At 45.0% G+C, this 25,185-nt stretch carries 22 protein-coding genes; 11 read left to right on the top strand and 11 right to left on the bottom strand.

What is annotated here, in order from left to right; genetic code table 11:
• Nucleotides 1-239: 239 nt before the first annotated feature.
• The 5 genes from GFS24_RS05345 to GFS24_RS05365 are packed head-to-tail and all read left to right on the top strand — an operon-like array spanning nucleotide 240 to nucleotide 3,667.
• The gene (locus tag GFS24_RS05345; RefSeq protein WP_153658543.1) at nucleotides 240-635 is read left to right on the top strand and encodes a hypothetical protein; all 396 of its coding nucleotides are present in this window, start codon (nucleotides 240-242) and stop codon (nucleotides 633-635) included.
• Between the two features lie 8 nt (nucleotides 636-643).
• Nucleotides 644-1,318 (top strand): hypothetical protein, encoded by a 675-nt coding sequence (locus GFS24_RS05350; RefSeq protein WP_153658545.1) that lies wholly within the window; start codon nucleotides 644-646, stop codon nucleotides 1,316-1,318.
• Nucleotides 1,315-2,115 (top strand): sensor histidine kinase, encoded by an 801-nt coding sequence (locus GFS24_RS05355; RefSeq protein WP_173002973.1) that lies wholly within the window; start codon nucleotides 1,315-1,317, stop codon nucleotides 2,113-2,115. Before GFS24_RS05350 ends, GFS24_RS05355 begins: the two co-directional genes overlap by 4 nt.
• A gap of 13 nt (nucleotides 2,116-2,128) precedes the next feature.
• Nucleotides 2,129-2,788 carry a response regulator transcription factor gene (locus GFS24_RS05360; protein WP_153658549.1) on the top strand — a complete coding sequence of 220 codons (660 nt, stop codon included), beginning with the start codon at nucleotides 2,129-2,131 and terminating at the stop codon, nucleotides 2,786-2,788.
• Between the two features lie 45 nt (nucleotides 2,789-2,833).
• Nucleotides 2,834-3,667, top strand: a complete 834-nt coding sequence (locus tag GFS24_RS05365) for a DUF2911 domain-containing protein (protein WP_153658550.1) — start codon at nucleotides 2,834-2,836, stop codon at nucleotides 3,665-3,667.
• Nucleotides 3,668-4,024: 357 nt separating this feature from the next.
• On the opposite strand, the gene GFS24_RS05370 is transcribed toward GFS24_RS05365, so the two are convergent.
• From GFS24_RS05370 to GFS24_RS05395, 6 genes are all read right to left on the bottom strand, one after another.
• Nucleotides 4,025-5,725, bottom strand: a complete 1,701-nt coding sequence (locus GFS24_RS05370; RefSeq protein WP_153658552.1) for a sodium:solute symporter — start codon at nucleotides 5,723-5,725, stop codon at nucleotides 4,025-4,027.
• Nucleotides 5,726-6,007: 282 nt separating this feature from the next.
• Nucleotides 6,008-8,479, bottom strand: a complete 2,472-nt coding sequence (locus GFS24_RS05375) for a PIG-L family deacetylase (protein ID WP_253906401.1) — start codon at nucleotides 8,477-8,479, stop codon at nucleotides 6,008-6,010.
• Between the two features lie 42 nt (nucleotides 8,480-8,521).
• A complete protein-coding gene (locus GFS24_RS05380) occupies nucleotides 8,522-8,689 on the bottom strand; it encodes a hypothetical protein (protein ID WP_153658553.1) in 168 nt (55 codons plus the stop codon).
• A 126-nt stretch (nucleotides 8,690-8,815) separates the two neighbouring features.
• Entirely contained in the window at nucleotides 8,816-8,989 is a 174-nt protein-coding gene (locus GFS24_RS05385) for a hypothetical protein (RefSeq protein WP_153658555.1), read from the bottom strand.
• Nucleotides 8,990-8,999: 10 nt separating this feature from the next.
• Nucleotides 9,000-10,076, bottom strand: a complete 1,077-nt coding sequence (locus GFS24_RS05390; RefSeq protein WP_153658556.1) for a serine hydrolase — start codon at nucleotides 10,074-10,076, stop codon at nucleotides 9,000-9,002.
• 3 nt (nucleotides 10,077-10,079) lie between these two features.
• A complete protein-coding gene (locus GFS24_RS05395; RefSeq protein ID WP_153658558.1) occupies nucleotides 10,080-10,409 on the bottom strand; it encodes a DMT family protein in 330 nt (109 codons plus the stop codon).
• A 157-nt stretch (nucleotides 10,410-10,566) separates the two neighbouring features.
• On the opposite strand from GFS24_RS05395, the gene GFS24_RS05400 reads away from it, so the two are divergent.
• Complete coding sequence (locus tag GFS24_RS05400) at nucleotides 10,567-12,903, top strand: ABC transporter permease (protein WP_153658559.1); 2,337 nt, start codon at nucleotides 10,567-10,569, stop codon at nucleotides 12,901-12,903.
• Here the strand turns inward: GFS24_RS05400 and GFS24_RS05405 are convergent.
• Entirely contained in the window at nucleotides 12,900-13,835 is a 936-nt protein-coding gene (locus tag GFS24_RS05405; protein ID WP_153658560.1) for an aspartate carbamoyltransferase catalytic subunit, read from the bottom strand. The genes GFS24_RS05400 and GFS24_RS05405 overlap by 4 nt on opposite strands.
• Before the next feature lie 23 nt (nucleotides 13,836-13,858).
• Nucleotides 13,859-14,389, bottom strand: a complete 531-nt coding sequence (pyrR, locus tag GFS24_RS05410) for a bifunctional pyr operon transcriptional regulator/uracil phosphoribosyltransferase PyrR (protein ID WP_153658561.1) — start codon at nucleotides 14,387-14,389, stop codon at nucleotides 13,859-13,861.
• 158 nt (nucleotides 14,390-14,547) lie between these two features.
• Here pyrR and GFS24_RS05415 point away from each other — a divergent pair, with 158 nt between their 5' ends.
• The 3 genes from GFS24_RS05415 (at nucleotide 14,548) to GFS24_RS05425 (ending at nucleotide 17,473) form a co-directional block, all read left to right on the top strand.
• Nucleotides 14,548-15,228: an outer membrane beta-barrel protein gene (locus tag GFS24_RS05415; protein ID WP_153658562.1), complete on the top strand. Its 681-nt coding sequence runs from the start codon at nucleotides 14,548-14,550 to the stop codon at nucleotides 15,226-15,228.
• Nucleotides 15,229-15,281: 53 nt separating this feature from the next.
• The gene (locus tag GFS24_RS05420) at nucleotides 15,282-15,794 is read left to right on the top strand and encodes a peroxiredoxin (protein ID WP_253906402.1); all 513 of its coding nucleotides are present in this window, start codon (nucleotides 15,282-15,284) and stop codon (nucleotides 15,792-15,794) included.
• 77 nt (nucleotides 15,795-15,871) lie between these two features.
• Nucleotides 15,872-17,473, top strand: coding sequence for an arylsulfatase (locus GFS24_RS05425; RefSeq protein WP_153658563.1), 1,602 nt, complete (start codon nucleotides 15,872-15,874; stop codon nucleotides 17,471-17,473).
• Nucleotides 17,474-17,515: 42 nt separating this feature from the next.
• Here the strand turns inward: GFS24_RS05425 and pruA are convergent, their stop codons facing one another.
• Complete coding sequence (gene pruA / locus GFS24_RS05430) at nucleotides 17,516-19,147, bottom strand: L-glutamate gamma-semialdehyde dehydrogenase (protein ID WP_153658564.1); 1,632 nt, start codon at nucleotides 19,145-19,147, stop codon at nucleotides 17,516-17,518.
• A 54-nt stretch (nucleotides 19,148-19,201) separates the two neighbouring features.
• A protein-coding gene (prfB, locus tag GFS24_RS05435) for a peptide chain release factor 2 (RefSeq protein ID WP_153658565.1) occupies nucleotides 19,202-20,297 on the bottom strand; the annotation gives its coding sequence in 2 pieces (ribosomal slippage) (nucleotides 19,202-20,236 and nucleotides 20,238-20,297; 1,095 coding nt in all).
• A 98-nt stretch (nucleotides 20,298-20,395) separates the two neighbouring features.
• Here prfB and GFS24_RS05440 point away from each other — a divergent pair.
• A complete protein-coding gene (locus GFS24_RS05440) occupies nucleotides 20,396-21,196 on the top strand; it encodes a tryptophan-rich sensory protein (protein WP_153658566.1) in 801 nt (266 codons plus the stop codon).
• 33 nt (nucleotides 21,197-21,229) lie between these two features.
• Nucleotides 21,230-22,858 (top strand): glucose-6-phosphate isomerase, encoded by a 1,629-nt coding sequence (gene pgi, locus GFS24_RS05445; RefSeq protein ID WP_153658567.1) that lies wholly within the window; start codon nucleotides 21,230-21,232, stop codon nucleotides 22,856-22,858.
• Nucleotides 22,859-23,497: 639 nt separating this feature from the next.
• Here the strand turns inward: pgi and GFS24_RS05450 are convergent.
• Entirely contained in the window at nucleotides 23,498-25,105 is a 1,608-nt protein-coding gene (locus tag GFS24_RS05450; RefSeq protein WP_153658568.1) for a hypothetical protein, read from the bottom strand.
• Between the last annotated feature and the right edge of the window lie 80 nt (nucleotides 25,106-25,185).

Here is a 25,185-nt window from a genome sequence, read left to right on the forward strand (position 1 = left end):
AAGCGTTAAGACCCTATAAATACTGAATGCGTAGAAGTACGCATTTTGGAGGGAGAAACACGTAATCGAACATCCCATTGGGTAGCTTATCAGCTGGGGAAAACCGCAGCAGATATGATTTTGATTGATATTCAATGGCTCCCCGCAGGTTATCACTACAACTAATAGGGATTTTATATGTGAGAATTTGTAATAATTTTAGCCCCGATAACTATTTTTAACAGTTTAAATTGACACGCATGTCTAAATTTAACAAAGACGCCGGGAAGTTTATTTCCCTTATTCACGGCGCCAAGCTTACACAAGCTTACCGTATCGATCAGATCGATCGTAAAAAACACAAAGATCCGCTTTTGGCTGGTTTCTTCGGTCTGAACAAGGTTAATGAACTGCTGAACAAGAAAGAAGCCACCGGCCTCCGGATCTATTATGGCATGGACATTGACGGTGATGGCAAACGTGATAAAAAATTCGTACTGGTTGCAGTAGATGAAAATGGCAATGATATCCTGCCTTCGCAAGGAAATCAAGGCGCTAAAGATCAACCTGCTGATGATATCCTTGGTACAGATACTTATTGCCCTTTCGATTGCCCCAAAGCAAATCCTTTAAATTCAGATTCAGATAACGGATAAAGAACTAAATGCATCTTCATCATTATATCTTTTATTCCATGGTGGGGATCGAAGTATTACTTCTGATCCCCTTCTTTTTAAATTTCCGATTCCTTAATAAGGAAGAACGGGTGATCTTCGCATATGCTATCGCGAATGCCTTTATGGGCGTGGTATCGGATATCATAGCCAGGATCTATCATAATAATATGATCTTCATCACCGCGATGATGCTCGTTCAGTTTTTCATCCTCACGATCTTTTACATTAACGTCCTAAAACATCCCAAAGCCAAAAAGATCTTACAGATGATACTGGGTGCCACTTTTATTCTTTGTGTCGTAGATTTTGCGATACTGGAAGGCCCCTTCGTATTTAACTCCATTTTCATTTCGTTCCGCACCTTTGTGCTTATTATTTACGGTGTGATATTCTTCCTCCAGTTAATGAGGGATGAAAGTCTGATCGAACAATCTATTTACATCAATACCCTTCCTGCTTTCTGGTTTAATGCGGGCCTCTTTGTGAGCCTGTGCTGTTCCTTCCCGCTGGACCTTTGCTTTAATTTCCTCCAAAAGGGCCCTCCGGGTGAAGAACTGCTCTCTATTTTCAGGGTTACGGCTTCTTTAACATGGAGTGGAGGCATATTTCAGGCAATTCTTTTTTATATTGGGCTCTTAAAAATCAAAGGAGTCAGAAGATGAACACACTGCAATTAATATTAATAGGCACCATCGTTATGCTGAGCCTTGGTATTTTTGTTGTGGTAATGGTTGTATTACAGCAAAAGCAGGTGGTTCAGTATAAACTGAAGCTGAAGGATAAAGACCTTCAAATCCAGAAAGAACGACTGGTAGCTGTATTACAGGGGCAGGAAATTGAGCGCAAACGGATAGCGGAAGACCTCCACGATGAAGTGGGCGCGCAGTTATCCGTACTGAAACTCAACCTGAACCATCTTCAGCAGCTGGCCAGCAACGGAGAAGTGGAGCGGATCAAGGAAACCAAGGAATTTACAGACACCATCATACAACAACTACGGTTCATCTCCCAAAGCCTCCACCCTACCACCCTCGAAAATCTTGGCCTTAGCCATGCGCTGGATTCCTTCTCCAGCCTGATGAACAAGAACAAACAGATCCTGATCTCCTTCCGTACAGATGGTACCAGCTACCCGGTTGACCGGGAAAAGGCCCTGAACGTGTATCGCGTTGTGCAGGAACTGATCAATAATATCCTCAAACACGCGGAAGCCCATAACGTGCTGATCACGTATGAAAGCTCTCCCAGCCTGCTAACCGTTCGCATTGAAGACGACGGGAATAGCAAATTAATTAAGGATCTCACCGAATTCCGCAAAAAAACAGGACATTTAGGGTTGAAAAATATCGAAAGCCGCTTGAATATTATCGGCGGAAATATCAACTTTGTGGAAAATTTGCCAAAAGGCACTGTTGCTGAGATCCGGGTGGATAACTATCAGCCTGTTTTAGTAAGTTAAACTTATTCCGTTTATGCTACCGCCAATCAAAGTCGCCATTGCTGACGACCATAAAATATTCCGTAGTGGGGTGATCAATACGCTCACGCCCTATGCCAATATTAATGTGGTATTTGAAGCGGAAGACGGGGAACATCTCCTGGAGATCATGCAGGAACAACAACCTGATGTGATCCTGATGGACCTCAAGATGCCTAAAATGGATGGTATCCAGGCTACCATCAAAGTAAAAGAAAAATATCCCCAGGTAAAGGTGATCATCCTCACCATGTATGAAGACGACAACTTCATCGTTCACCTTGTAGAGAACGGCGCCAACGCTTACCTGCTCAAGAACAGTGAGCCGGAAGAGATCTACGAAGCTATCTGCACTACTTTTGATAAAGGTTTCTACTTCAATGAAAATGTAAACCTTGCCCTGCTTAAAAAGGTACTCCACAAAAACAAGCAACAATTCAAACCTACTTTCAAGAACGAAGTACAGCTCAGTGACCGGGAGCTGGAAGTACTGAAGCTCATTTGCAATGAATTCACTACGCAGGAAATTTCTGAGCAGATCTTCCTGAGCCCCCGTACTGTGGAAGGCCTTCGGCAGAAACTGCTGGAGAAACTTAACGTAAAAAACACTGTAGGCCTTGTACTCTATGCATTCCGGAATGGATTGATTGAATAGGTTTTCTTACATTCGCGCAGAATTCTTACCACCAAATAATAAACTATGAAACAATTTCTATCTGCTGTGGCGGTTTGCCTGCTAACTGCATCTGCTTCTATGGGCCAGGGTATTAAAACACCAGCGGCCAGTCCTACCCAAACTATCAAACAGCAATTTGCGCTTTCTGCTGTAGAAGTTACTTATTCCCGTCCGCTGGCTAAAGGGCGTACTATTATGGGCGACCTCGTACCTTATGACAAATTATGGCGTACTGGTGCTAACAATCCTACCAAGATCACTTTTGGTGAAGATGTTAAGCTGAATGGACAAGCTGTACCTGCTGGTTCTTATGCATTATATACTGTTCCTTCCAAAACTGGCTGGGAGATTATAATTAACGATGGCCTGAAGAACTGGGGTGTTGATGGTTACAAGAAAGAAAATGATCTGGTGCGGTTTCAGACGGAATCACAAAAATTGCCTTTCGCTGTTGAATCGTTCATGATCATGTTTGAGAATGTTCGTCCTACTGCGATGACGATGATGCTGGCCTGGGAGAAAACGCTTGTGCCTATTGAGATCACTGCTGATATTGATGGTAAAGTAATGGCGCAGATCGATAGTGCCATGGCGACTGAAAAGAAACCTTATTTCTCTGCGGCTTCCTATTATTATGACTCTGGTAAAGATCTGAAAAAGGCGTTGAGCTGGGCTGATGCTGCTACGAAAGAAGCGCCTAAGGCTTTCTACATTTTTCACCTGAAAGCTAAGATACAGGCTAGATTGGGTGATAAAGCGGGTGCGAAGGCTACTGCTTTGCAGTCTATTGCTTTGGCGAAGGAAGCGAAGAATGATGACTATGTGGCTTTGAATGAGAAGCTGATGGCTAATTTGTAGTTTGCTTACTGCGATAATTTTTTGAGAGGCTGGTCGTTTTGATCGGCCTCTTTTTTTATGTAGAGAGCTTGCCGCGCAGCAAAGGGCGGTGTTTTTTTTCTTTTTAGGGGTGGTTTTTTGTTTAAGGATGGGTGTTTTAGAAGAGGGATGTTTTTTCTCTTTGGGGAAGGATGATTTTGCCCGCTGCAGGGGGGAGTTTTTTTTCTTTTAAAGGGATGTTTTTTGTTTAAGGATGGGTGTTTTAGAAGAGGGCTGTGTTTTTTCTTTGAGGAAAGGATGATTTATTTAAAGAAATAGTATTTCAATTTTAAATAAAAAGTTTACCGCCCTTTGCAGCGCGGCAAACTTTTTCCTTTTTTATGGAATTGTGTTAATTTTCTTTGGTGCTATTAATTGCCACAGCCAGGCGAAGAGCATCACGAATGCACATCCAATCAGATTCAGCCATAGGAAAGAAACAATATCCAGCAGCCAAACAAGAACTACGCCTATTTCGGCCATGATTGCTCCCTGAAAAACGGCTGTGCCCCTGATCTTTTTCATGCCGAAGGCGACTACAAAAATACCTAATATGGTGCCATAGAATAAGGAGCCCAGGATGTTTACGGCTTCTATCAGGCTGCCTAAGTTTGTCGCAAACATGGCTACGGCTACGCTGAAAATACCCCAGCCTAACGTTATGTATTTGGACATCCGTAAGTTTTCTGCATCAGAGCAGTTGGGATTTATCAGGCGTTGATAGATGTCTACCATGGAACTGGATGCTAAGGAATTAAGAGCGCCGGCAATACTTCCCCAGGAAGCGAGGAAAATAATGGCGATCAACAATCCTACTAATCCTTTGGGGAGATTGTTCACTACGAAATGGAGGAAAATGTAGTTGGTATCATTGTCCTCTGCACCGGGTAAGGCTGTGCGGATCAGCTTTCGGGCGGAATCCCTTGTTTTCATGGACAAGGTATCTGCATCCTTCAACAACACCTGTAATTCGTTTATCTGTTTCTCGTTATCTGTTTCCAGGGCTGCTGCCATGGCTTTTACATGTGTTTCTTTTACAGTGAACAGGGAATCATATCGCGCTTCCTGTTCTGCCATTAAGGGTGCATATTTTGTGTTGTGCACCCTGTCCAGTTCGCCTTTATTAAAAGTGATAGGTGCTCTGAAATACAGGTAGAAAACAAATACCAATGCTCCTATCAGCATGATCAGGAATTGCATGGGTACTTTTACGAGACCGTTCATGAGCAGGCCTACCCTGCTTTCAGTTAAAGTTTTAGCAGTGAGGTAACGTCCTACCTGGCTTTGGTCTGTACCAAAATAAGAGAGTGCAAGGAAGAAACCTCCTATTACGCCGCTCCAAATGTTATATCGGTCTTTTAGATTGAAATCAGTTACGATCACATTCAGCTTTCCCATTTTACCGGATACATGCAGGGCTTCTGAAAAACCGATGTTGTCCGGCAGCAGTTTTACGACCATCCAGCCTGAAAGGAACATGCCCGTGAAGATGATGGCTAATTGCAGGGATTGTGTGTAGGATACGGCTTTGGTGCCACCGTACATAGTATAAAAGATCACCAGCCCACCCATTACAATATTGGTGTAATAGATGTTCCAGCCTAATAAAGAAGACAATATAATAGAAGGCGCATAGATACTGATACCAGTGGACAAACCGCGTTGTATGAGGAACAGGAAAGAGGTGAGCGTACGTGTTTTCAGGTCAAAACGTTTCTCCAGGAACTCGTATGCGGTGATCACTTTCAACCTGCTGAAAATGGGGACGAATGCTATACAGATCACGATCATGGCGAGCGGCAGCCCAAAGTAGTATTGCACGAAACGCATGCCATCTGCATATGCCTGGCCGGGAGCGGACAGGAAAGTGATGGCACTGGCCTGTGTACCCATGATAGAAAGCAACACGATATACCATGGCATGGTGCGGTTTCCCATGAAATAGCTGTCCATGTTCTTTTGTCCGCGGCTTTTCCAGACCCCGTATAAAATGATAGCAGTTAACGTGAAAACAAGTACGATCCAGTCCTGAAAACTCATGAATATGTTTTGGTGAACAGATAGAAAAAAATGATCAATGCCACGAGCCAGCCGGCAATAACCCAATACCAGGTGGACCAACGTGAAAATAAGGGTGGCTTCTCGTTTGATTCAGTCATGATCAATTCCTTTTAGATAAAAAAGCTCCGCTTAATAATCCTAAAGCAAGGCCTATCAATAATCCAACGCGTACGTTTTTCATCATGAAACCGAGCAGCAGTGCCAATCCGATACAGAAGAGCGCTGAGATCCTAAAACGGCTGAAGCTTTGATTACTCATAATTATTTCGATATCATGTTCACAAATAAACGGTATGCTCCTGGAACACCAGCTGGTAGCTGGCGGAAGAAGGCTAAACCGGTATATACGTATTTTCCTTTACCGTAGTTGGCTATAATTGTTGATCCATCCAGCGAACGTTCGCCGGGATCATTCATCTCTAATGGTTTCAGGTAGGCGCTGTTTACGCTGGCAGGGTAATATAATCCACGTTCCTGTATCCAGCCGTCAAAATCTTTTTGGCCGATTTCGTTTGGATAAGTGAATACTTTATCCTGTGGTAACAGGAATTTTACGGGAGCTGCTTCGTTTGTTGTCCTGTCGCGAGAGAGGCTGAAAGGGAAAGGGCCGAGCTGGTCTGTGGCCAGGTTGCCGCTTACGTTATATTGGATCAGCAATGTGCCGCCGTTCTTTACATAATCCAGTAAACGTGGCTGCCAGTAACGGAGACGATCTTGTGTGTTGTATGCGCGAACACCTGTGATGATGGCATCAAATTGTGCAAGGTCTCCCTGCATGATCTCTTTTTCTCCCAGCAGGCTTACTTCGTATCCTACCTGGCGTAATGATTCTGCTACTTTATCTCCTGCGCCTGGAATGTAACCGAGTTTGCGGCCATTGTATTTCAGGTTTACCGTAACGAGTCTTGCGCTGGCAGATGGGAAAATAGTGATGGAAGGAATATGATCATATTCGATGGTGGTCATGCTTTGCGTATACTCCTTTCCGTTAGTGGATACGGCTACGGTCATGGTATCTACGATATTCTGGCCGTTTATTTTTACGGGGGAAACATGGAATATTACTTCTGTTTCATCTCCTTTTCCTGTGAGGGAATATGGGATGGAAGCTTTATCTGCTTTGAACCCTGCTGGTAATTGCAAACTTACGGTACCACTCACATTGCTCTTCATGGAGTGGATCTTTACCGGAACAGTTTGTGGTTCTGTTTTGGTGAAGACGAACACCTGGTTGCTGAGTGATGCAATGACTGGTGGTGCTATCACCAGCGGACGGTATATTTCTCCTTTTACGGGATCTGTGAATTTATAAATGAAAGGTCTTTCTACTGCGATCACTTCATCTTCTACTTTTAAATAGAAAGTAGCGCTGAGGGCTGGGATGTTTTCCGGGTGGCCTATCAGGCTTTCGTCTTTTATGGTGTAGGTGCCGATCGGATGTGGCTCCTGCAGCCAGTAAGGTTGTGATATAGCTGTTTCTGCCGGGATGGCTACTGTTTTCTGGAAGGTGGTGAACTTGTTGTAAGCAAGTGGTTGCTGAATAGCGGTATCTTTTCCGTTGATGCTGATCTTTTCCAGCGTTACGGTTATGTTACTGCGGTTGATCAGCTGAAGATTGCTGCCCATTGTTTCACCGGGTACTACTTCTGCGGATGTGCTGAATGCTTCTGCCCAGATGCCTGCGCAGGCGAGGATCAGTTTATCTGTTTCGCGGAGTTTTAGTGTTTTCCAATAACCGTCCGGTAGTGCTTTGATCTTTTTGCGGATCTCCAACAGCTGTGGGATGGTGGCTGATGGGTTTTCCATGTTGTAATTTTTGCCGGCGGCGTTTACCAGTTCCTGGATGGCTTTTTGGTTTATACGGGGCCAGTCGGTTTGGATGCCATCCATCAGGCTGGTCTTTGGTTTATCTCCTTTGATGGTTTCGAAATATTCTATGGAAGTACCTCTGCTGGATGGAACGCCGAAGCCCTGGCTTTTATGCTGGGAGCGGCTTTCTGCGGCTATTTCTCCGAAACCTTTGCCAAGTAAAGGGTTATAGGCGCCGAGGTCCATTTTGAACTGATCTTCAGATGTGGTGTTGTTACCACCGAAATTGAAGGTGTTCCATAATATGCGTTTGGCTTGCCATACTTTTACTTTGCTGAGTTGTTCCGGGTATTTTGTTGGATCTGCTGCGGCATCAAATGCTTCTGCGGCTAATACTGCGGAGGCGGTGTGATGTCCATGGCCTGCGCGGCTGTCTGCAGGGAACCTGCAGATGATCACATCGGGCTGGAAGTTGCGGATGATCCAGACTACGTCTCCTAAGATCTTTTTGCGGTCCCAGATGGTGAAGGTTTCTTCCTGGTTTTTGGAGAAGCCAAAGTCGTTGGCGCGGGTGAAGAATTGTTCTGCTCCATCTATTCGTCTTGCTGCGAGGAGTTCTTGTGTGCGAATGAGGCCTAACTGTTCTGCTTGTTCGTTGCCGATCAGGTTTTGGCCGCCGTCTCCTCTTGTGAGGGAGAGGTAACCTGTGCGGTAGAGGCTTTCTTTTGAGAGGAAGCCTAGTAGTTTGGTGTTTTCGTCGTCCGGGTGGGCGGCGATATATAGTACGCTTCCTAGTGTGGCGAGTTTTTTGAGCTGGAGTTTGATCTCTGCAGCGTTTAGTGCCGGAGCGGTTTGAGCGGATGTTCGGATAGTGGCTGGCATTAGCAGGGATGCCAGTAGAATAAAGTTGCGGATATTTAACATGAAATAGCTTCCTGGTTTAAATCAAGTTGTCAAAAATAATCATTAATCTGGTGAACGGTGTACCGTTTGTGGATTTTCATCTTGGAGTTTGCCGCGCTGCAAAGGGCGGTTTTTCTTTCTTTTTGGGATGAGAGTGTTTTTTTCATTTAAAATTTGCCTCGCTGCAAAGGGCGGTTTTTTCTTCTTTTTTGGGATGAGAGTGTTTTTCATTTAAAGTTTGCCGCGCAGCAAAGGGCGGTTTTTCTTTCTTTTTTGGGATGAGAGTGTTTTTTCATTTAAAGTTTGCCGCGCTGCAAAAGGCGGTTTTTTCTTCTTTTTTGGGATGAGAGTGTTTTTTCATTTAAAGTTTGCCGCGCTGCAAAGGGCGGTTTTTCTTTCTTTTTTGGGATGAGAGTGTTTTTCATTTAAAGTTTGCCGCGCTGCAAAGGGCGGTTTTTTCTTCTTTTTGCGAGGAAATTTTTCTATTGCAAGAAGTTTTTTTCTTTTTAAGAGGCGGATGGCCTTTTTCATCTAAAACAAACTACATCCTCCCCAATAACCTTGCTCCTACACGGTTATCTTCGGAAACATTAGAAAGTACCACTACAGCTACACCCGTTTCTTCATCTACTCCAATAAATGAATGATATCCACCGGTTTGGCCATTGTGTACTACCCAGTGGCGGCCATCTCTGTTGGCTAAATGCCAGCCCAGGCCTACGCTGCTTTCTCCGGAAAAAGTTTGTATATGGGTTAGGGCTATCGCTTTTTCCAGCGTGGTGGGTTGTTTGCTCATGTTAGCCCTCGCATAAATGAGCATATCGTGCATCGTGGAACGGATACCTCCGGCACCTGCGATCTCCTGGAAGTCCCAGGGGCCCTGTGGGTCCAGTTCTTTTGTGTATCCTTGTGCAAAACGACTTTGCATAGACTCCGTGAGCTTGATCTTTGTGTCCTTCATTTGCAGTGGTAGCGTAATTTCTCTTTCCAGCAAAGTGGCATAATTCGTATTGGCATTACGTGCTAATAATGCTCCCAGCAGGCCTGCAGCTACGTTGGAATATTCGTATTTATCTCCCACCCTTCTCTGCGGTTTAAAATTCTTCACGAAGCGGAAGAGCTTTTCATTGGAATATTGGGCATAGGGATTTTTCATATCCAGAGCGCCCTGGAACATATTGGGCGCTAAACGCGGGAAGCCGGAGGAGTGATTACTGAGGGATACCATCGTTACCGGCGTGCCATCAAAAACAGGGGTAGGAACTGAATCCGGCAGGAATTTTCCAATGGGATCATCCAGCTTTACTTTACCACGGTTCACTTGCAGAGCCAATAGCGTACCGGTGAATGTTTTAGAGATAGAACCTATTTCAAATACGGTATTTTCATCGGGCAATTTGCCATTACCGCGAACGGTTTCGCCATAATTATAAATGGAAATATTCCCGTTCCTTATTATTCCTACAACGAGTCCTACACATTGATCCATGGCAAAGCTGGAACGGACAAGGGAATCCACCATCATATCCCGCGGTGTTCTTAGCGGATTATCAGTGGCTTGTGCAAAGCTGAGTATAGTGTAAAGGGATGCAAACCCTGTAAGGAGCATTTTTTTCATAGGTTATTTCTTAAACATAAAATATACGGCGCCTAATAACAGGGAAAAGGATACCAGGTAATTCCAGCGCAACGGCTCTTTCAGGAAAAAGATGGCAAATACACAAAATACAGAAAGGGTGATCACTTCCTGGATCATCTTTAACTGGAATCCGTTAAAACCTTCCATATAACCCAAACGGTTAGCCGGCACCATAAAACAGTATTCAAAAAAAGCAATCCCCCAACTGATCAGTACCACTTTCCATAAGGGCACATCGGTATGTTTCAGATGGCCGTACCAGGCAAAGGTCATAAATACGTTGGAGACGAGCAGTAATAAGATCGTACGCATGCAGCTAAACTAATCATTTTTTGCATTGTTCTCAAGCGAACATAAGATGACCGTAATCGAACACTTTATTATAAATATACATTTATATTCTATTCATATGCATATCACTCTTCTCTGGCATTCCCTTTGAAAAGGGATTATACCTAAATTCACCTTCATGATCCGTAATTACCTTCTGACTGCCTATAGAAATATCACGCGGCATAAATTGTTCACCTTCATCAACATATTCGGCCTTGCGTTGAGTATGAGTGTATGCATGAACGTTATTATCGGCATCAGTAAGGAAATGGATTACGATCAATTCCATCCGCATCCGGAACGCACTTATCGTGTGATCACGGAGATGAAAAACCCTGAAGGCAACAGCTGGAAACTGGCCAGTTCTCCCCTGCTTCTGCGGCAAGCGCTGCTCACTAATAATAGTGTGGCAGAAGAAGTAGTGCGAATATATCCTGCACTGAACGGCAAGGTAAGTGATGGTAACAAAACGATGAGCATCCATGGTGCTTTTACAGAACCTTCTTTCTTTAAAGTATTCGGATTTGAACTGGCGAAAGGGAATACGGCCACGGCCTTGCAATTACCTAACAGTGTTGTATTAAGCGACGAAGCGGCCACACGGTTCTTTGGTTCTGTGGACCCAATCGGGAAGATCATTTCTATAGAGAACGGTGGCGACTACCAGGTAACGGGTGTATTAAAACCTCAGCAGGAAAAGAGCCACATTGATTTTGATGCTTATGGTTCTGCCAGCAGTGTGGATGAAAAACCATTTACCTGGGATCCACAGAAAGCATATACTTATGTGATGCTGAAGGAACATGTAAATAAAAGTGCTTTGAAGACTGAACTGAACAGCATCGCTTCTGCACTTTATAAAAAGGAAGACCAGGGCAGTATTCACTTCCAGTTACAATCACTAGGAAGCATCACGCCGGCATGGGAGGAAACGTATAACAATATGCACAATGGCGGCACCTGGGCTAAACATATGGGCGCATTGGGTATTATGCTGATCATCCTTATCTCTGCCTGTTTTAATTATACAAATCTTTCCATTGCACGTTCTTTAACAAGGGCGAAGGAAATTGGTATTCGCAAAGTTTCCGGGGCTACGCGTAAACAGATCTTCGGACAATATATTTTTGAAGCGGTTTCTATTTCTCTTTTCGCATTAGGGACGGCTTACCTGATGCTTTTGCTCATGGCGCGTTTCAACTTGTTCAACAGTGGTTACGAAAACATTCATGCGGTGAGTGCCAGCTGGAAACTGATATTGGTGTTCCTGTGCTTTGGTGTATTTACCGGTTTGCTGGCTGGTACTTTACCAGCCTGGTTACTCTCTGCTTTCAAGCCGGTGCAGGTATTGAAAAGCATGCCCTCCTTCCGCATCTTCGGCAGGATGAACCTACGCAAAAGCCTGCTCGTATTTCAATTCGCCATTTCACTGATCATCACTATTTTCCTCACTGCCTTCTATCAGCAGTTTGCATTTATGGCGAAGGCGGACCCTGGTTTTACACCAGACCGTGTTGTGGCGGTGCAATTGCAGGGAAACAAAGAAACTTTACTGGCGCAGGAATTGAGTGCTATCAGTGGTGTGGAGACTGTTGCAGCAACTTCCGGCAACTTTGGAAGATATACCAGCGGACGTTTCCCGCTTGCTACACACAAAGAACAGGAACAGCTGCAGGTGGATTACTATCATGCAGATGCGGCATTCATTTCCATGATGGGACTCAGTTTCGTAGAGGGTAATAATTTTAATGGACAAAGGGCTACACAACAGATCATCTTAAATCAGAAAGCTGCGGAAAAACTGAAAGCGAAAGCTGGTCAGCTCATCTGGATGAATGATTCCCTTCAGGTAGAAGTAGCAGGCATTGTAAAGGACTTTCATTTTGAAAACTTAGGCAAAATGATAGCGCCACTGGCATTCCTTCCTTCCCCTGGCAATTACAACACATTAGATCTGAAAGTGAATACGGATAATAAAGAAGCGCTGAATAAACAGATCACTGCGGTATGGAATAAATTATATCCCGGTCAGCCTTTACAGATCTCCTGGCTGAAAGAAGAATTGTTTAAAGGCAATTCAAACCTGAGTGATGTTTCCTTCTTAGGTTTCCTGGCTGCAATGACCATCATTATTGCTGCGATGGGATTGCTGGCATTGGTGATCTATAATACAGCGGTACGGAGGAAAGAAATTGGTGTAAGGAAAGTAATGGGCGCCAGTATTAGCAGTATTATCACCCTGCTCTCGCGTGGTTTCCTGAAACTGATCCTGATAGCGGCTTGTATAGCTCTACCTGTCGGTTACTTTGCGAGCCAGTTCTTCCTGCAGAACTTTGCGATGCGGATCAGTTTCGGCATGGGTAGTTTGCTGATCAGCCTGGCTGTGTTGCTGCTGATAGGTTTACTCACGATCGTATCACAAACCTGGCGGGCTGCCAGGGTGAACCCTGTAGAGAGTTTGAAGAATGATTAATTGAAAACCGGTTCTTTCCGGGCAAGGAGATATAACACTGCCATCCGTGTAGCTACACCGTTTTCCACCTGGTCCAGGATAATGGACTGGCCGGAATCTGCCACATCTGAACTTAACTCTACTCCCCTGTTGATGGGCCCCGGGTGCATGATCACGATCTCTTTCTGGAGACTGTCCAGCAGCGCGCGGTTCACACCATAAGCCAGGGAATATTCCCTTAAGGAGGAGAATAAAGGCATGTTCTGCCTTTCCAGCTGAATGCGCAGTACGTTTGCCACATCGCACCAGGCCAGGGCCTCGCGGATGTCGTAACTAACGTTCACGTCTAATGCTTTGGCAATGTGTTTGGGTATGAGTGTGGGAGGCCCTACCACGGTTACTTCTGCGCCCAGTTTCTTGAGGCAGTAGATATTGGAGAGTGCTACACGGGAATGCATGATGTCGCCACAGATGGCTACCTTCTTGCCTTCCACGCTGCCGAGCCTTTCCCTGATAGAGAAAGCATCCAGCAGTGCCTGCGTGGGATGTTCGTTGATACCGTCTCCGGCATTTACGATGGGCACATTAATATGTTTACTCAGGAAGTGAGGAGCCCCTGTTGCGGAATGCCGCATCACCACCATATCCACTTTCATGGACAGGATGTTGTTGACGGTATCTATCAGTGTTTCCCCTTTGGATACCGAAGAACCGGATGCGGAGAAGTTCACCACATCAGCGCCCAGCCTTTTCTCCGCCAGCTCAAAAGAGATGCGGGTACGGGTGGAATTCTCAAAGAAAACATTGACGATAGTGGTATCCCGAAGTGTGGGAACCTTCTTAATAGGACGTTGCAAAACCTCCTTTAATTGATCTGCTGTTTGGAAGATTAGCTCTATATCCTGACGCGTCAGATCGCGTATACCTAGTAGATGTTTAACAGATAATGACATTCTAAGGTGCAAATATAAGAGGTTTAGGCAATCAACACAACTTCGTCTTTTCCATCCCGTTCTTTCCACAACACTTTTACGCGTTCTGTTATGATAGCATCGATGGTTCTTCCGGTGTAATCAGACTGGATGGGAAGCTCTCGGCTGAACCTCCTGTCTATCAGTACAAGCAGCTCCACGGCGGCCGGGCGGCCAAAATCCAGCATGGCATCCATGGCGGAACGGATGGTTCTGCCGGTGTACAACACGTCGTCTATCAACACCACCCGCTTTTTTTCTATGGAAAAATTAATATCTGTTTCGTTGGGCGCCTGGAGCCCTTTCTCACTTTTATAGTCATCCCGGTAAAAGGTAATGTCCAGTTTGCCGTAGGCAATATGGGTATCGGGAAGCAGCTTTTTCAGATTATGGTAGATCCTGTCAGACAAATAGATCCCTCTTGGCTGCAAGCCAATGAGCACCGTGTCCTTGAATCCAAGGTGGTTCTCTATCAGCTGGTGACTAAGCCGGTCGATGGTAATCGCTAATTGCCGATCTGTCAAAATAGATTTCAAAACAAAAGTGTTTAAGCATCAAAAATAAGGATTAATGGGCCAGATTAAAAACTCTGATTTAAAAGGAACTTATCTAACGCATAGTCATTTAACTTTATATTAAGATTTGGCTAGTTATACTTGTAGAGACAATATTCCTCATAACCCAATTCTCAATTATGAAAAAATTTTACGGAACCATGTTTGCGGCAGCTTTATGTTCAAGTGCCAGTTTATTTGCGCAGGATGCGCCGGCTAAGAAATACTTCATTGGAGGAAGTATAGGATTTAACAGCACAACGCAGGAAAATACGGTCAATACAGTTCCTCCCGGTACTGGTACACCATCTTCTTATGTTACAACTAAAGGCACCAACACTACGTACAGCATTACCCCGGAGTTTGGTTTTTACATCAGGAAGAACACTGCACTGGGTATTAAGTTAGGCTATAGCCATTCAGGTGGAGATAATCTCTACACTTCAAATAGTTATACCGCCTCTCCATTTGTTCGTTTTATTGTTCCTATCGGGAGCAGCCGTTTCTCTGTGTATAACGACCTTGGCATTTCAGCAGGGTATAGCGAAAACGGGGAAAGCATGTCCAGCGGATTCGCTGGTGATGCAAAAACTATCAACCTGGGCGCTTTTTACGAACCCGGGATCCAGTTCAGGTTAAAGAATAACATTAACCTCATGGCTACCCTGGGTAATTTATTTAATTACAATTATTACGAGAAAACGATAAGGGCGCAAAGCGATCGTTTCGTTAAAACAAGGAACTCTGGCCATAATGTGGGTATCAATAGCGACTTCTTTGCTTTCAACTCCTTCAGGCTCGGTGTAAATCTCCTGTTTTAACATTTCTGAATGATCCCGGTTTTGTAGCTTTGATATATCTAATATCAAACATCATGAAATTCATAAAAACCATGCTCCTTACCCTGGCAATATTTGGCTTTGGCGCTTCTGCCAAATCACAGATCAAGAACGGTGAAAAGATCCCTGATTTTGAATTGAAAGATCAAAATGGGGCTAACTTCAAATTGTCTTCAGCATTGGCGAAGGGTCCGGTGGTGATCTACTTCTATCCGAAGGATGATACCCCGGGTTGTACAAAAGAAGCCTGTTCTTTCCGTGATTCTTTTGCAGAGTTCACAGATAAAGGTGTGCAGGTAGTTGGGATCAGTTCAGACAATGTAGCGTCTCATAAGAAGTTTGCTGAAAAATATCATCTGCCTTTTACTTTACTCAGTGATGAGAAAGGTGCCGTACGGAAGTTATTTGGTGTGCCCAAAACCATGATGATGCCGGGCCGTGTTAGTTATGTTTTGGACAAGAGTGGTACAGTTGTACATCAGTTCAATTCGATGACGCAGGCCACGCAACATGTGGAGGAAGCCATTGCAGCGATTAAGAAAATTTAAAAAAAGGCGCCCTGTAAAAAGGGCGCCTTTTTTTTGCTTGGCTTAAACCATTTAATTAAAAGAATGTCCAACACCTGATGAAAAAAGCCCTATTGTTATTTGCCATTGGTATCTTCCCGATAGAAACCACTATTGCACAGGACCGGCCTAATGTTATCGTTATCCTGGCTGATGATCTTGGGTTTGCTGATCTGGGATGTTATGGCAGTGAAATTCCAACACCCAATCTGGATGCCCTTGCTAAAAAAGGTATCCGGTTCACCAACTTTTACAATACAGCACGCTGTTGTCCTTCCCGGGCCGCTTTGCTCACCGGCATATATCCACACCAGGCTGGTGTGGGGCATATGATGGAAGATAAAGGTCCGGAGCACCCGGCTTACCGGGGCCGGTTGAATAACAACACGGTCACTATTGGTGAAGTAATGAAGAACGCAGGGTATTTTACTGCGATGGCCGGGAAATGGCATGTAGGCTTGCAGCAGGGCGTGGTACCCTGGAAACGTGGTTTTGACAGATCGCTCTGTGCGCCAGCCGGAGGTTTTTATTATGGCGACCATCCGAATGCAAAACTTTTTTATAACGGTATCCTTTTGGCTAAAAGAAGTTCTTTACTACCTAAAGACTGGTATAGCACAGATCTATGGTCCCAATACAGTCTAAAGTTTATAGATGGGGCGTTACAGGAAAAAAAGCCTTTTATGCTTTACCTGGCATATAATGCACCTCATTTCCCCTTGCAGGCACCCCTCGATGAAATTGAAAAATTCAAAAAGAAATACATGGAGGGATGGAAAAAATTACGAGAGCAGCGATACAAGAAACAGCTCAAACTTGGATTGCTCGATCCCTCAGCGAAACTGACACCATTTAATCCAAATGTTCCTGACTGGGATCAGCTGAGCCAGCAGGATAAAGAAAAATTTGATCACATCATGGCCATCTATGCTGCAGTAGTGTCGCATATGGATAAGAGCATCGGAGATCTGGTAGCGGGTTTGAAAAAGAGAAAAGTTTTTGATAATACGGTCATCCTCTTTGTTTCAGACAATGGTGGCAATGCAGAGCCTGGGCCGGAAGCAAAATACGACGGCGCCATACCCGGTTCTTCTCAATCCAGTGTGTTCCTGGGGCAAGGATGGGCTGAGGCTTGCTGTACACCGTTCTGGGGATATAAACACCAAACACACGAAGGTGGCATTTCCTCCCCTTGTATTATTTCCTGGCCGGCAGGGATACCGGCTTCCAAAAATGGTACTTTTGAACGGCAGCCGGCTCATATTACCGATATCATGGCCACATTGGTTGATCTGGGTAAAACGCAATACCCTTCTACATTTGGAGGTAATTCCATTCCTCCTTTGGAAGGCACCAGTATCGTACCTGCCTTTACAGGCGGAAAGATAAAAAGAACAAACCCCATTTTCTGGGAACATGAAGGAAACAAGGCTATACTGGATGGTAAGTGGAAACTGGTTGCCGAGCATACAGAACAATGGCAGTTGTATGATATTGAGAATGACCGTTCAGAATTGCATGATCTTTCTGCTGAGCAGCCAGAGATAACGGGCAGATTGAAAAGCGAATACGAAAGCTGGTATCAGAAGGTACAGGCAGAGCCATTTAAGAGAACATTTAAATGGTTCTATAATTATAAAGATGCCAAGGCAGCACTATAAAAAAAAGGTTGTATCAAACGATACAACCTTTTTTTTATTTATCTAAGCTTCCTGTAAAAAAGGATACCTGTAATCTGTTGGTGGAACCAGTGTTTCTTTCACTGTTCTCGCACTTAACCAACGATAAAGGTTCAACTGAGAACCAGCTTTATCATTAGTTCCGGAAGCGCGGGCGCCGCCGAATGGTTGCTGGCCTACTACAGCACCGGTTGGTTTATCATTCAGGTAGAAGTTACCTGCTGCGTTCACCAGTTTTTTAGCAGCCAGTTCCAGTGCATAACGGTCCTGTGCCAATACAGCTCCTGTAAGTGCATAGGTACTGGTACTGTCTACCAGGGCCAATGCTTCTTCATATTTCTCTGCATCGTAAACGTATACAGTGAGTACTGGTCCAAAGATCTCTTCACACATGGTAGTGTATAAAGGATCTGTTGTTTCTATCACAGTGGGTTCAATGAAGTAACCTTCTGTTTTATTATAGTTACCGCCGGCAATGATCTTTGCCTTTTCATCTTTCTTCGCGTTATCAATGTAAGTAGCGATCTTATCAAAAGAACGCTCATCGATCACGGCATTGATGAAGTTGGAGAAATCTTCTGTAGTACCCATTTTCATGGTCTTCAGGGTAGCAGCGAGTTTGGTTTTGATCTCTTCTGCAATGTTGCTGGGCAGGTATGCGCGGGAAGCAGCAGAGCATTTCTGACCCTGGTACTCAAAGGCGCCTCTTGCCAGTGCAGTTACTACTGCATCTACATTAGCAGACTTGTGTGCGATCACAAAATCCTTACCACCGGTTTCTCCTACTATGCGTGGGTATGTTTTGTATTTGTGAATGTTGTTGCCGATGGTTTTCCACATGGTTTGGAATACACCGGTAGAACCTGTGAAGTGAATGCCTGCAAAGTCTGCATGAGCAAAACACACCTCGCCGATAGTGGGTCCGTCTGCATAAACAAGATTGATCACACCATCCGGTAAACCGGCTTCGATGAGGACCTTCATGAAAAGGCTTGCGTGAAACACTTGTGTATTAGCGGGTTTCCATACTACAACATTACCGCACATGGCAGCAGAAGTAGGCAGGTTACCACCGATAGCGGAGAAGTTGAAAGGTGTTACTGCCAGTACGAAACCTTCCAGTGGACGGTATTCCAGGCGATTGTGCACACCGGGAGAACTGATAGGTTGCTGACGATAGATCTCTGTGAGATAATGCACGTTGAAGCGCAGGAAGTCGATGAGTTCACAGGCGCTGTCGATTTCTGCCTGGTAAGCACTTTTGCTCTGACCTAACATGGTAGCGGCATTGGTATGCGCGCGATATTTGGTGGCGAGTAATTCAGCTGCTTTCAGGAAGATGGCGGCACGATGTTCCCATGGTGTATCTGCCCATTGCTGGCGTGCGGCCAGTGCGGCGTTGATGGCATCTGTAACATGACTGGCATTACCGGAATGGAAATGACCGAGTTTATGTTTGATCTCATGTGGCGGGCGAATGTCTACCGTTTTACCGGTACGTACTTCTTTACCGCCGATGTACATGGGGATGTCCTGCTCAACAGCTTTGTATGCGGCCAGTTGTTTTTTCAATGCGGCTCTTTCCGGGGATCCCGGAGCAAAGCTCATAACCGGTTCATTGCTTGGTGCTGCAAAGTCAAAATAAGCATTATGCATGGCTTAGATTGTTGTTGTGTTGTTATACAATATGGTTGGTGATGGGTATTCCAATCAACCTTTCTCTTCTTCTTTCTGCATCATCAGGTATGCCTTGATGAATCCATCCAGTTCACCATCCATTACAGGGCCGATGTTCCCTACTTCATGTTCAGTGCGGTGATCTTTGATCATTTTGTATGGGTGGAAAACGTAAGAGCGGATCTGTGAGCCCCACTCGATCTTGCGTTTATTTGCATTCGAGGCGTTCTTCAGTTCTTCGCGTTTGCGGATCTCTTCTTCATACAACCTGGATTTCAACATGGTGAGCGCCTTTGTACGGTTCTCTCCTTGCGTACGTGCCTGCTGACATTCGATGATAATACCGGAAGGAATGTGTTTCAAACGAACAGCGGTTTCCACCTTGTTCACGTTCTGACCACCTTTACCACCTGAACGGTAAAATTCCCATTCCAGATCGGCCGGGTTTACGGCTACTTCTATGGTATCATCTACGAGCGGGTATACAAATACGGAAGCAAAGGAAGTATGACGGCGGGCATTGGAGTCAAATGGAGAAATGCGCACCAGGCGGTGAACACCACTTTCTGCTTTTAACAGTCCGTAGGCAAAATCCCCGTCAAATTCCAGTGTAGCGGATTTGATCCCTGCACCGTCACCATATTGCACATCGATCTCACTCACTTTCCAGCCTTGCTTTTCCCCGTACATGCGATACATGCGGAGGAGTATTTCAGCCCAGTCCTGGCTTTCCGTACCACCGGCTCCGGAATTGATGGTGAGAACGGCCGGCATTTCATCTTCCGGCTGGTTCAGGGTACTCTTGAATTCCAGTTCATCCAATGCCGCAGTGGCATTATCATAAGCTGCTTTCACTTCTTCCTCTGTTGCTTCGCCTTCCTTTTGAAATTCCAGCAATACGGCGCTGTCTTCAATTGCGTCCTTTACTTGTTGGTAAAGGTCCACCCAGAATTTGCTAACTTTAATTTCTTTCAGGATAGCAGTTGCCCGTTCGTTATCATCCCAGAATCCGGGCGCGAGGGTCATCTGCTTATCATTTTCTATTTTGTCTATGCGGTCCTGTACGTTAAAGAAAACCTCCCAGGACGTACAGACGGTCCCTCATAGCCTTCAATTGTTCTATTGTCATAAGTCCGCAAAGATAAATTAATATTCAGTAAATACGAAACAGCAATATCGCTGAATTATGGTTAGATTTTTGCGGAGCAAGTTTAAACCCAGATCACTATGGAAACTCGTCAGAGCATTGCCCACTACCGGCAGCAAACTATCTTCAACATAGTAGCCCTGCTTATAGTGATCGGCGTGAACGCCATGGCCAATGTATCAAGACTGAACGGTAAAACCACCGGTCAGATCTCTGATGAATACCCTAATCTCTTTGTTCCTGCCGGCATCACCTTTTCCATCTGGCCCCTCATTTACCTTGGCCTGCTGGGTTTTGCCGCTTACCAATACTGGATCGCTTTTTCCAAAGGACATGAAATAGAACTACAGGCTTTTATCGTGCGGATGAAAGGATGGTTCCTGCTGAATTGCCTCGGCAATGCCTGCTGGCTTTTTGCCTGGCATTACGGAACGGTCTTCCTTTCCTTTTGCTGCATGCTGGTGATCCTGGCCAGCCTGATCGTGATCCACCGCAAATTCCAGATTGCCCATCCTGGCGCATTCCTGCGGGAAAAACTGTTTATACATTTCCCCTTCGGCATCTATTTAGGATGGATCAGTATTGCCACCATCGCTAACTTTACGGCTTTGCTGGTGGCCTGGGGAGTTCCCTTCCCACAAGTTGCCTGGACGGTGACAATGATGGGTATAGGCGCCCTGCTGGCTGTATTGATGGTATTCCGCTACAATAATATCTACTATGGCCTGGTCTGCATCTGGGGTTTCTATGGCATTATCCTGAAAAGAGAGGCCATCGGGGGACGGGAATGCGCGCCCATCGTGGCAATGGGTACCATTGTGATTGCAGTGATCGCCCTATCCATCCTCATGCAGTTAGTTAGAAAAAAGATCACTATATAACTTATTTTTGTCCTACTAATTTAATCTGAAAGTATGTTCCCATCAGTACACCCTACTGCTACCAAAGCCTGGCAACAGTTACAAAAGCACGCAGCAGACATGAAGCAAACGCATATGCGTGCCCTCTTTGCTGCAGACCCGCAACGCTTCCAATCCTTCTCACTACAGTTTGAAGATATCCTGTTCGACTATTCCAAGAACATCCTGAATGCCGAAAGCCTGCAGCACCTGCTGGAGCTGGCCAGGGAATGTAAACTGCAAGAGGCTATCAAAGCCATGTTCAATGGAGAGAAGATCAATGCTACTGAACAGCGGGCTGTGCTGCATACCGCACTGCGCAATGTTTCCGGCCAGCCGGTATTGCTGGATGGTAAAGACGTAATGCCGGATGTGAACGCTGTTCTTTCCCAAATGGAAGATTGCTGCGCCCGCATACATTCCGGGGCATGGAAAGGGTTTTCGGGTAAACGTATCCGTTATATCGTGAACATCGGCATCGGTGGCTCTGACCTTGGGCCGGTAATGGTGACGGAAGCCCTCCGCCCCTACTGGGTACCAGGCATTCAAACGTATTTTGTGTCGAATGTAGACGGTACGCATATTGCTGAAACACTGAAAAAAGTAACGGCTGATGAAACTTTGTTCCTCATCGCTTCCAAAACCTTTACTACACAGGAAACGATGACCAATGCGCATTCTGCGCGTACCTGGTTCCTGGAGAATGGCGGTACGGAAAAGGATATTGCCCTGCATTTTGCGGCGCTTTCTACCAATGAGAAATCTGTGAAGGAATTTGGTATTGATCCTAAGAACATGTTTGCGTTCTGGGATTGGGTTGGCGGGCGTTACTCCCTCTGGTCCGCTATCGGACTTTCTATTGCACTGACCATCGGGTATAAGAACTTCTATGAATTGCTGGCGGGTGCGCATGCTACTGATGAGCATTTTCAAACTACACCGCTGGAGAAGAATATTCCTGTGATCATGGCGCTGATCGGCCTCTGGTATGGTAATTTCTTTGACGCGGCTTCTGAAGCGATCCTTCCTTACGATCAATATATGCACCGCTTTGCTGCTTATTTCCAACAGGGGAATATGGAAAGCAATGGCAAAAACGTAGACAGGAACGGGAAACCGGTGTCCATCCAAACGGGGCCTGTTGTTTGGGGAGAGCCTGGTACCAATGGGCAGCATGCTTTTTATCAGCTGATCCATCAGGGTACCAAAATGATCCCCTGCGATTTTATTGCACCGGCGATCAGTCATAATCCACTGGGGGATCATCATCCTAAGTTGTTGTCTAACTTCTTTGCACAAACGGAGGCGTTGATGAATGGGAAAACGGTGGAGGAAGTGAAAGCGGAAGGTACTGCGGAGGAGTTGGTGCCTTTTAAAGTGTTTACGGGTAACAGGCCTACGAATTCTTTCCTTATTTCACAGATTACGCCCCGGTCCCTTGGAGCGCTGATTGCTTTGTATGAGCATAAGATCTTTGTGCAGGGGGTGATATGGAATATTTACACGTTTGATCAGTGGGGTGTGGAATTAGGGAAACAATTGGCGAATAAGATCCTGCCTGAGTTGAAAGATGATGCGGCGGTTACTTCGCATGATAGTTCAACAAATGGGCTGATCAATGCTTATAAGAAATTGAGAGGGTAAGTTTTCAAATTATAAATAAAAAGCCCTGCCTGCATGGCGGGGCTTTTTATTTTATGCAGCTTGCTGAGGGTTTGCCGCGCTGGAAAGGGCGGAGTTTTATACTTTTTGGGGGAGGATGTTTTTTAATCAGAAAGTTTCTTTTCAATTAAGGTTTAAGTTATAAATAAAGAACCCCGCCGTATGGCGGGGCTCTTTATTTTATGAAACTTGCTGAGGGTTTGCCGCGCTGGAAAGGGCGGAGTTTTATGTCTTTTTTGGGAGGATGTTCTTTAATCAGAAAGCTTCTTTTCAATTAAGGTTTAAATTATAAATAAAGAACCCCGCCTACGGCGGGGCTCTTTATTTTATGAAACTTGCTGAGGGTTTGCCGCGCTGGAAAGGGCGGAGTTTTATATCTTTTTTGGGAGGATGTTTTTTAATCAGAAAGCTTCTTTTCAATTAAGGTTTAAATTATAAATAAAGCCCCCGCCATACGGCGGGGGCTTTATTTTATGGAGGAATGTTTTTTAATCAGGAGGCTTCCTTTCAATCAAGTCTTAAATTATAAACAAAGAACCCCGCCGTATGGCGGGGCTCTTTGTTTTATAGAGGAAATGCCTTTTAATCAGGAGCTTTTTATTTAACGAGGGCTTAATAAAATTAATCCAACGCCTCCCCCCTTTCCAATTTCTCAATATTACTCTTCGTATCCTGGTTAGGCTCCAGGCCCTTCAGCTTTTCAAAAGCGGCAGCAATAGCGGGAGACCAATTCTCTTTGCCCCACTTGCTCAATACACGCAGTGAAAAATTACGATGTCTTGTTACTTTGCTGTTCAGCGTTGCTAAAAGAATAGGCTCTCCTTTTGCAGGATATCTTTCTAAAAATGGCAGGATGAAATCCAGGCCCTGGAATTTTGTGAAATTGGTGCCAAGGCCTAACAGATCTTCAGGGCCGGTGGCTAATTCTTCCAGTGGAATGGTTTTAATGGCGAGGTCTATTATTTCATCTGTATGAATATCGGTGTATTCATTGATCACATCATACCAGAGCGATCCTTCATGCGGACTGGCCTGCAGTTTCTTCCAGTAAACATCCCACACATCCAGCCCCAGCAGCCTGGCAGCCTGTTTCCCGCTCCAGTAAGTAGTATTATCTGTACTGTTTAACGCTGCCCATGTTTTTTCTTCCCAATCCACCCTGTGTAGGATGGAGGAAATATCTATCAGGCAATTGGAAAGGATGTCCTGTGTCCATCCATTCTCTGCATGGTCCGTCATATCATCCTGGATATCCTGCAGCAGGTTAAAGATGCTGCTGAGTACAATATAATCTCCTACTTCCGTTGCATGTTCCTGGGAGTGCCTTGCATACTGTTCAATGGTGATGGAAGCAGATTCGTAATTGGAAATGTCTTCTGCAGGGCCTCCTGATATCAGTGCTTCTATGATCTCGCCTGCGGCTACATATAATGCTCTGTCTATTTTTGGAAGGGAAAGTTTTTCATCCAGTTCGCCATGCACCGCACAGGTATAGGCGAGGTATTCATACATGATATCATTCTTATACCCTTCCAGCAGCAGCCAGTCTTTGATAGCAGGCAGGGTTACCATGCTTGCCAGCCTGTCCACGGCCTGGATCTTCCCCCATCCGTTCACTTTCTTAGCCAGTTCCCACAGATCGCCTTCGGGATCGTCGGACAGGTTGATGATGGCAATAGTGGTGTAAAGGGTAAATTCATCATGCAGCCCAAGGGTTTTTATTTCATCCAGCACACTTTCCCGCTGGCATACACCCAGTATGGCAATACCAAATTTTACCGCATTCCGGTTGGTGGCTTTGAATGACAGGTCCTGTGCGTAAGGGAATAAGTAAGGTTCAATAGGAACACCTAGTTTGCCCATTTCTTCCAGGACGGGATCAATGAGGCTCACAATGTTTTCATTCGCCGCGATCAGTTCATATATTTTCAGATCGCTTTTCTTATCCCCGTATTGTGCAAATCGTTTTATGATAGTAGACAGCTCATTGATCTGAGCGGTGGTTTCTTCTGATTCACTGTTATTAAAGAGGGTATCACTTAATCCGGCTGCAAAGCGGAGATCGTTCTCCCCGTTCTTCTCATCGGGCAGTTCTTCTGCAGATTCTTTCAGCTTTCCCGTGGTATCTATGTTATTACTAATAAACTGGTAAATGGAGTTTTCATTGCGCCATTCCTCCGTTGCAGGCTCTTCATCCGTATTAAATATATTCTTTATCCAATCCCTCATACATGGTGTTTATACCCAAATATAATGGCAGTATTTCGATTAAAATAATTATTTGGTTAACGACCTTTTCCGTATTGCGT

Source organism: Chitinophaga sp. SYP-B3965 (assembly GCF_009647655.1).
GTDB lineage: Bacteria > Bacteroidota > Bacteroidia > Chitinophagales > Chitinophagaceae > Chitinophaga.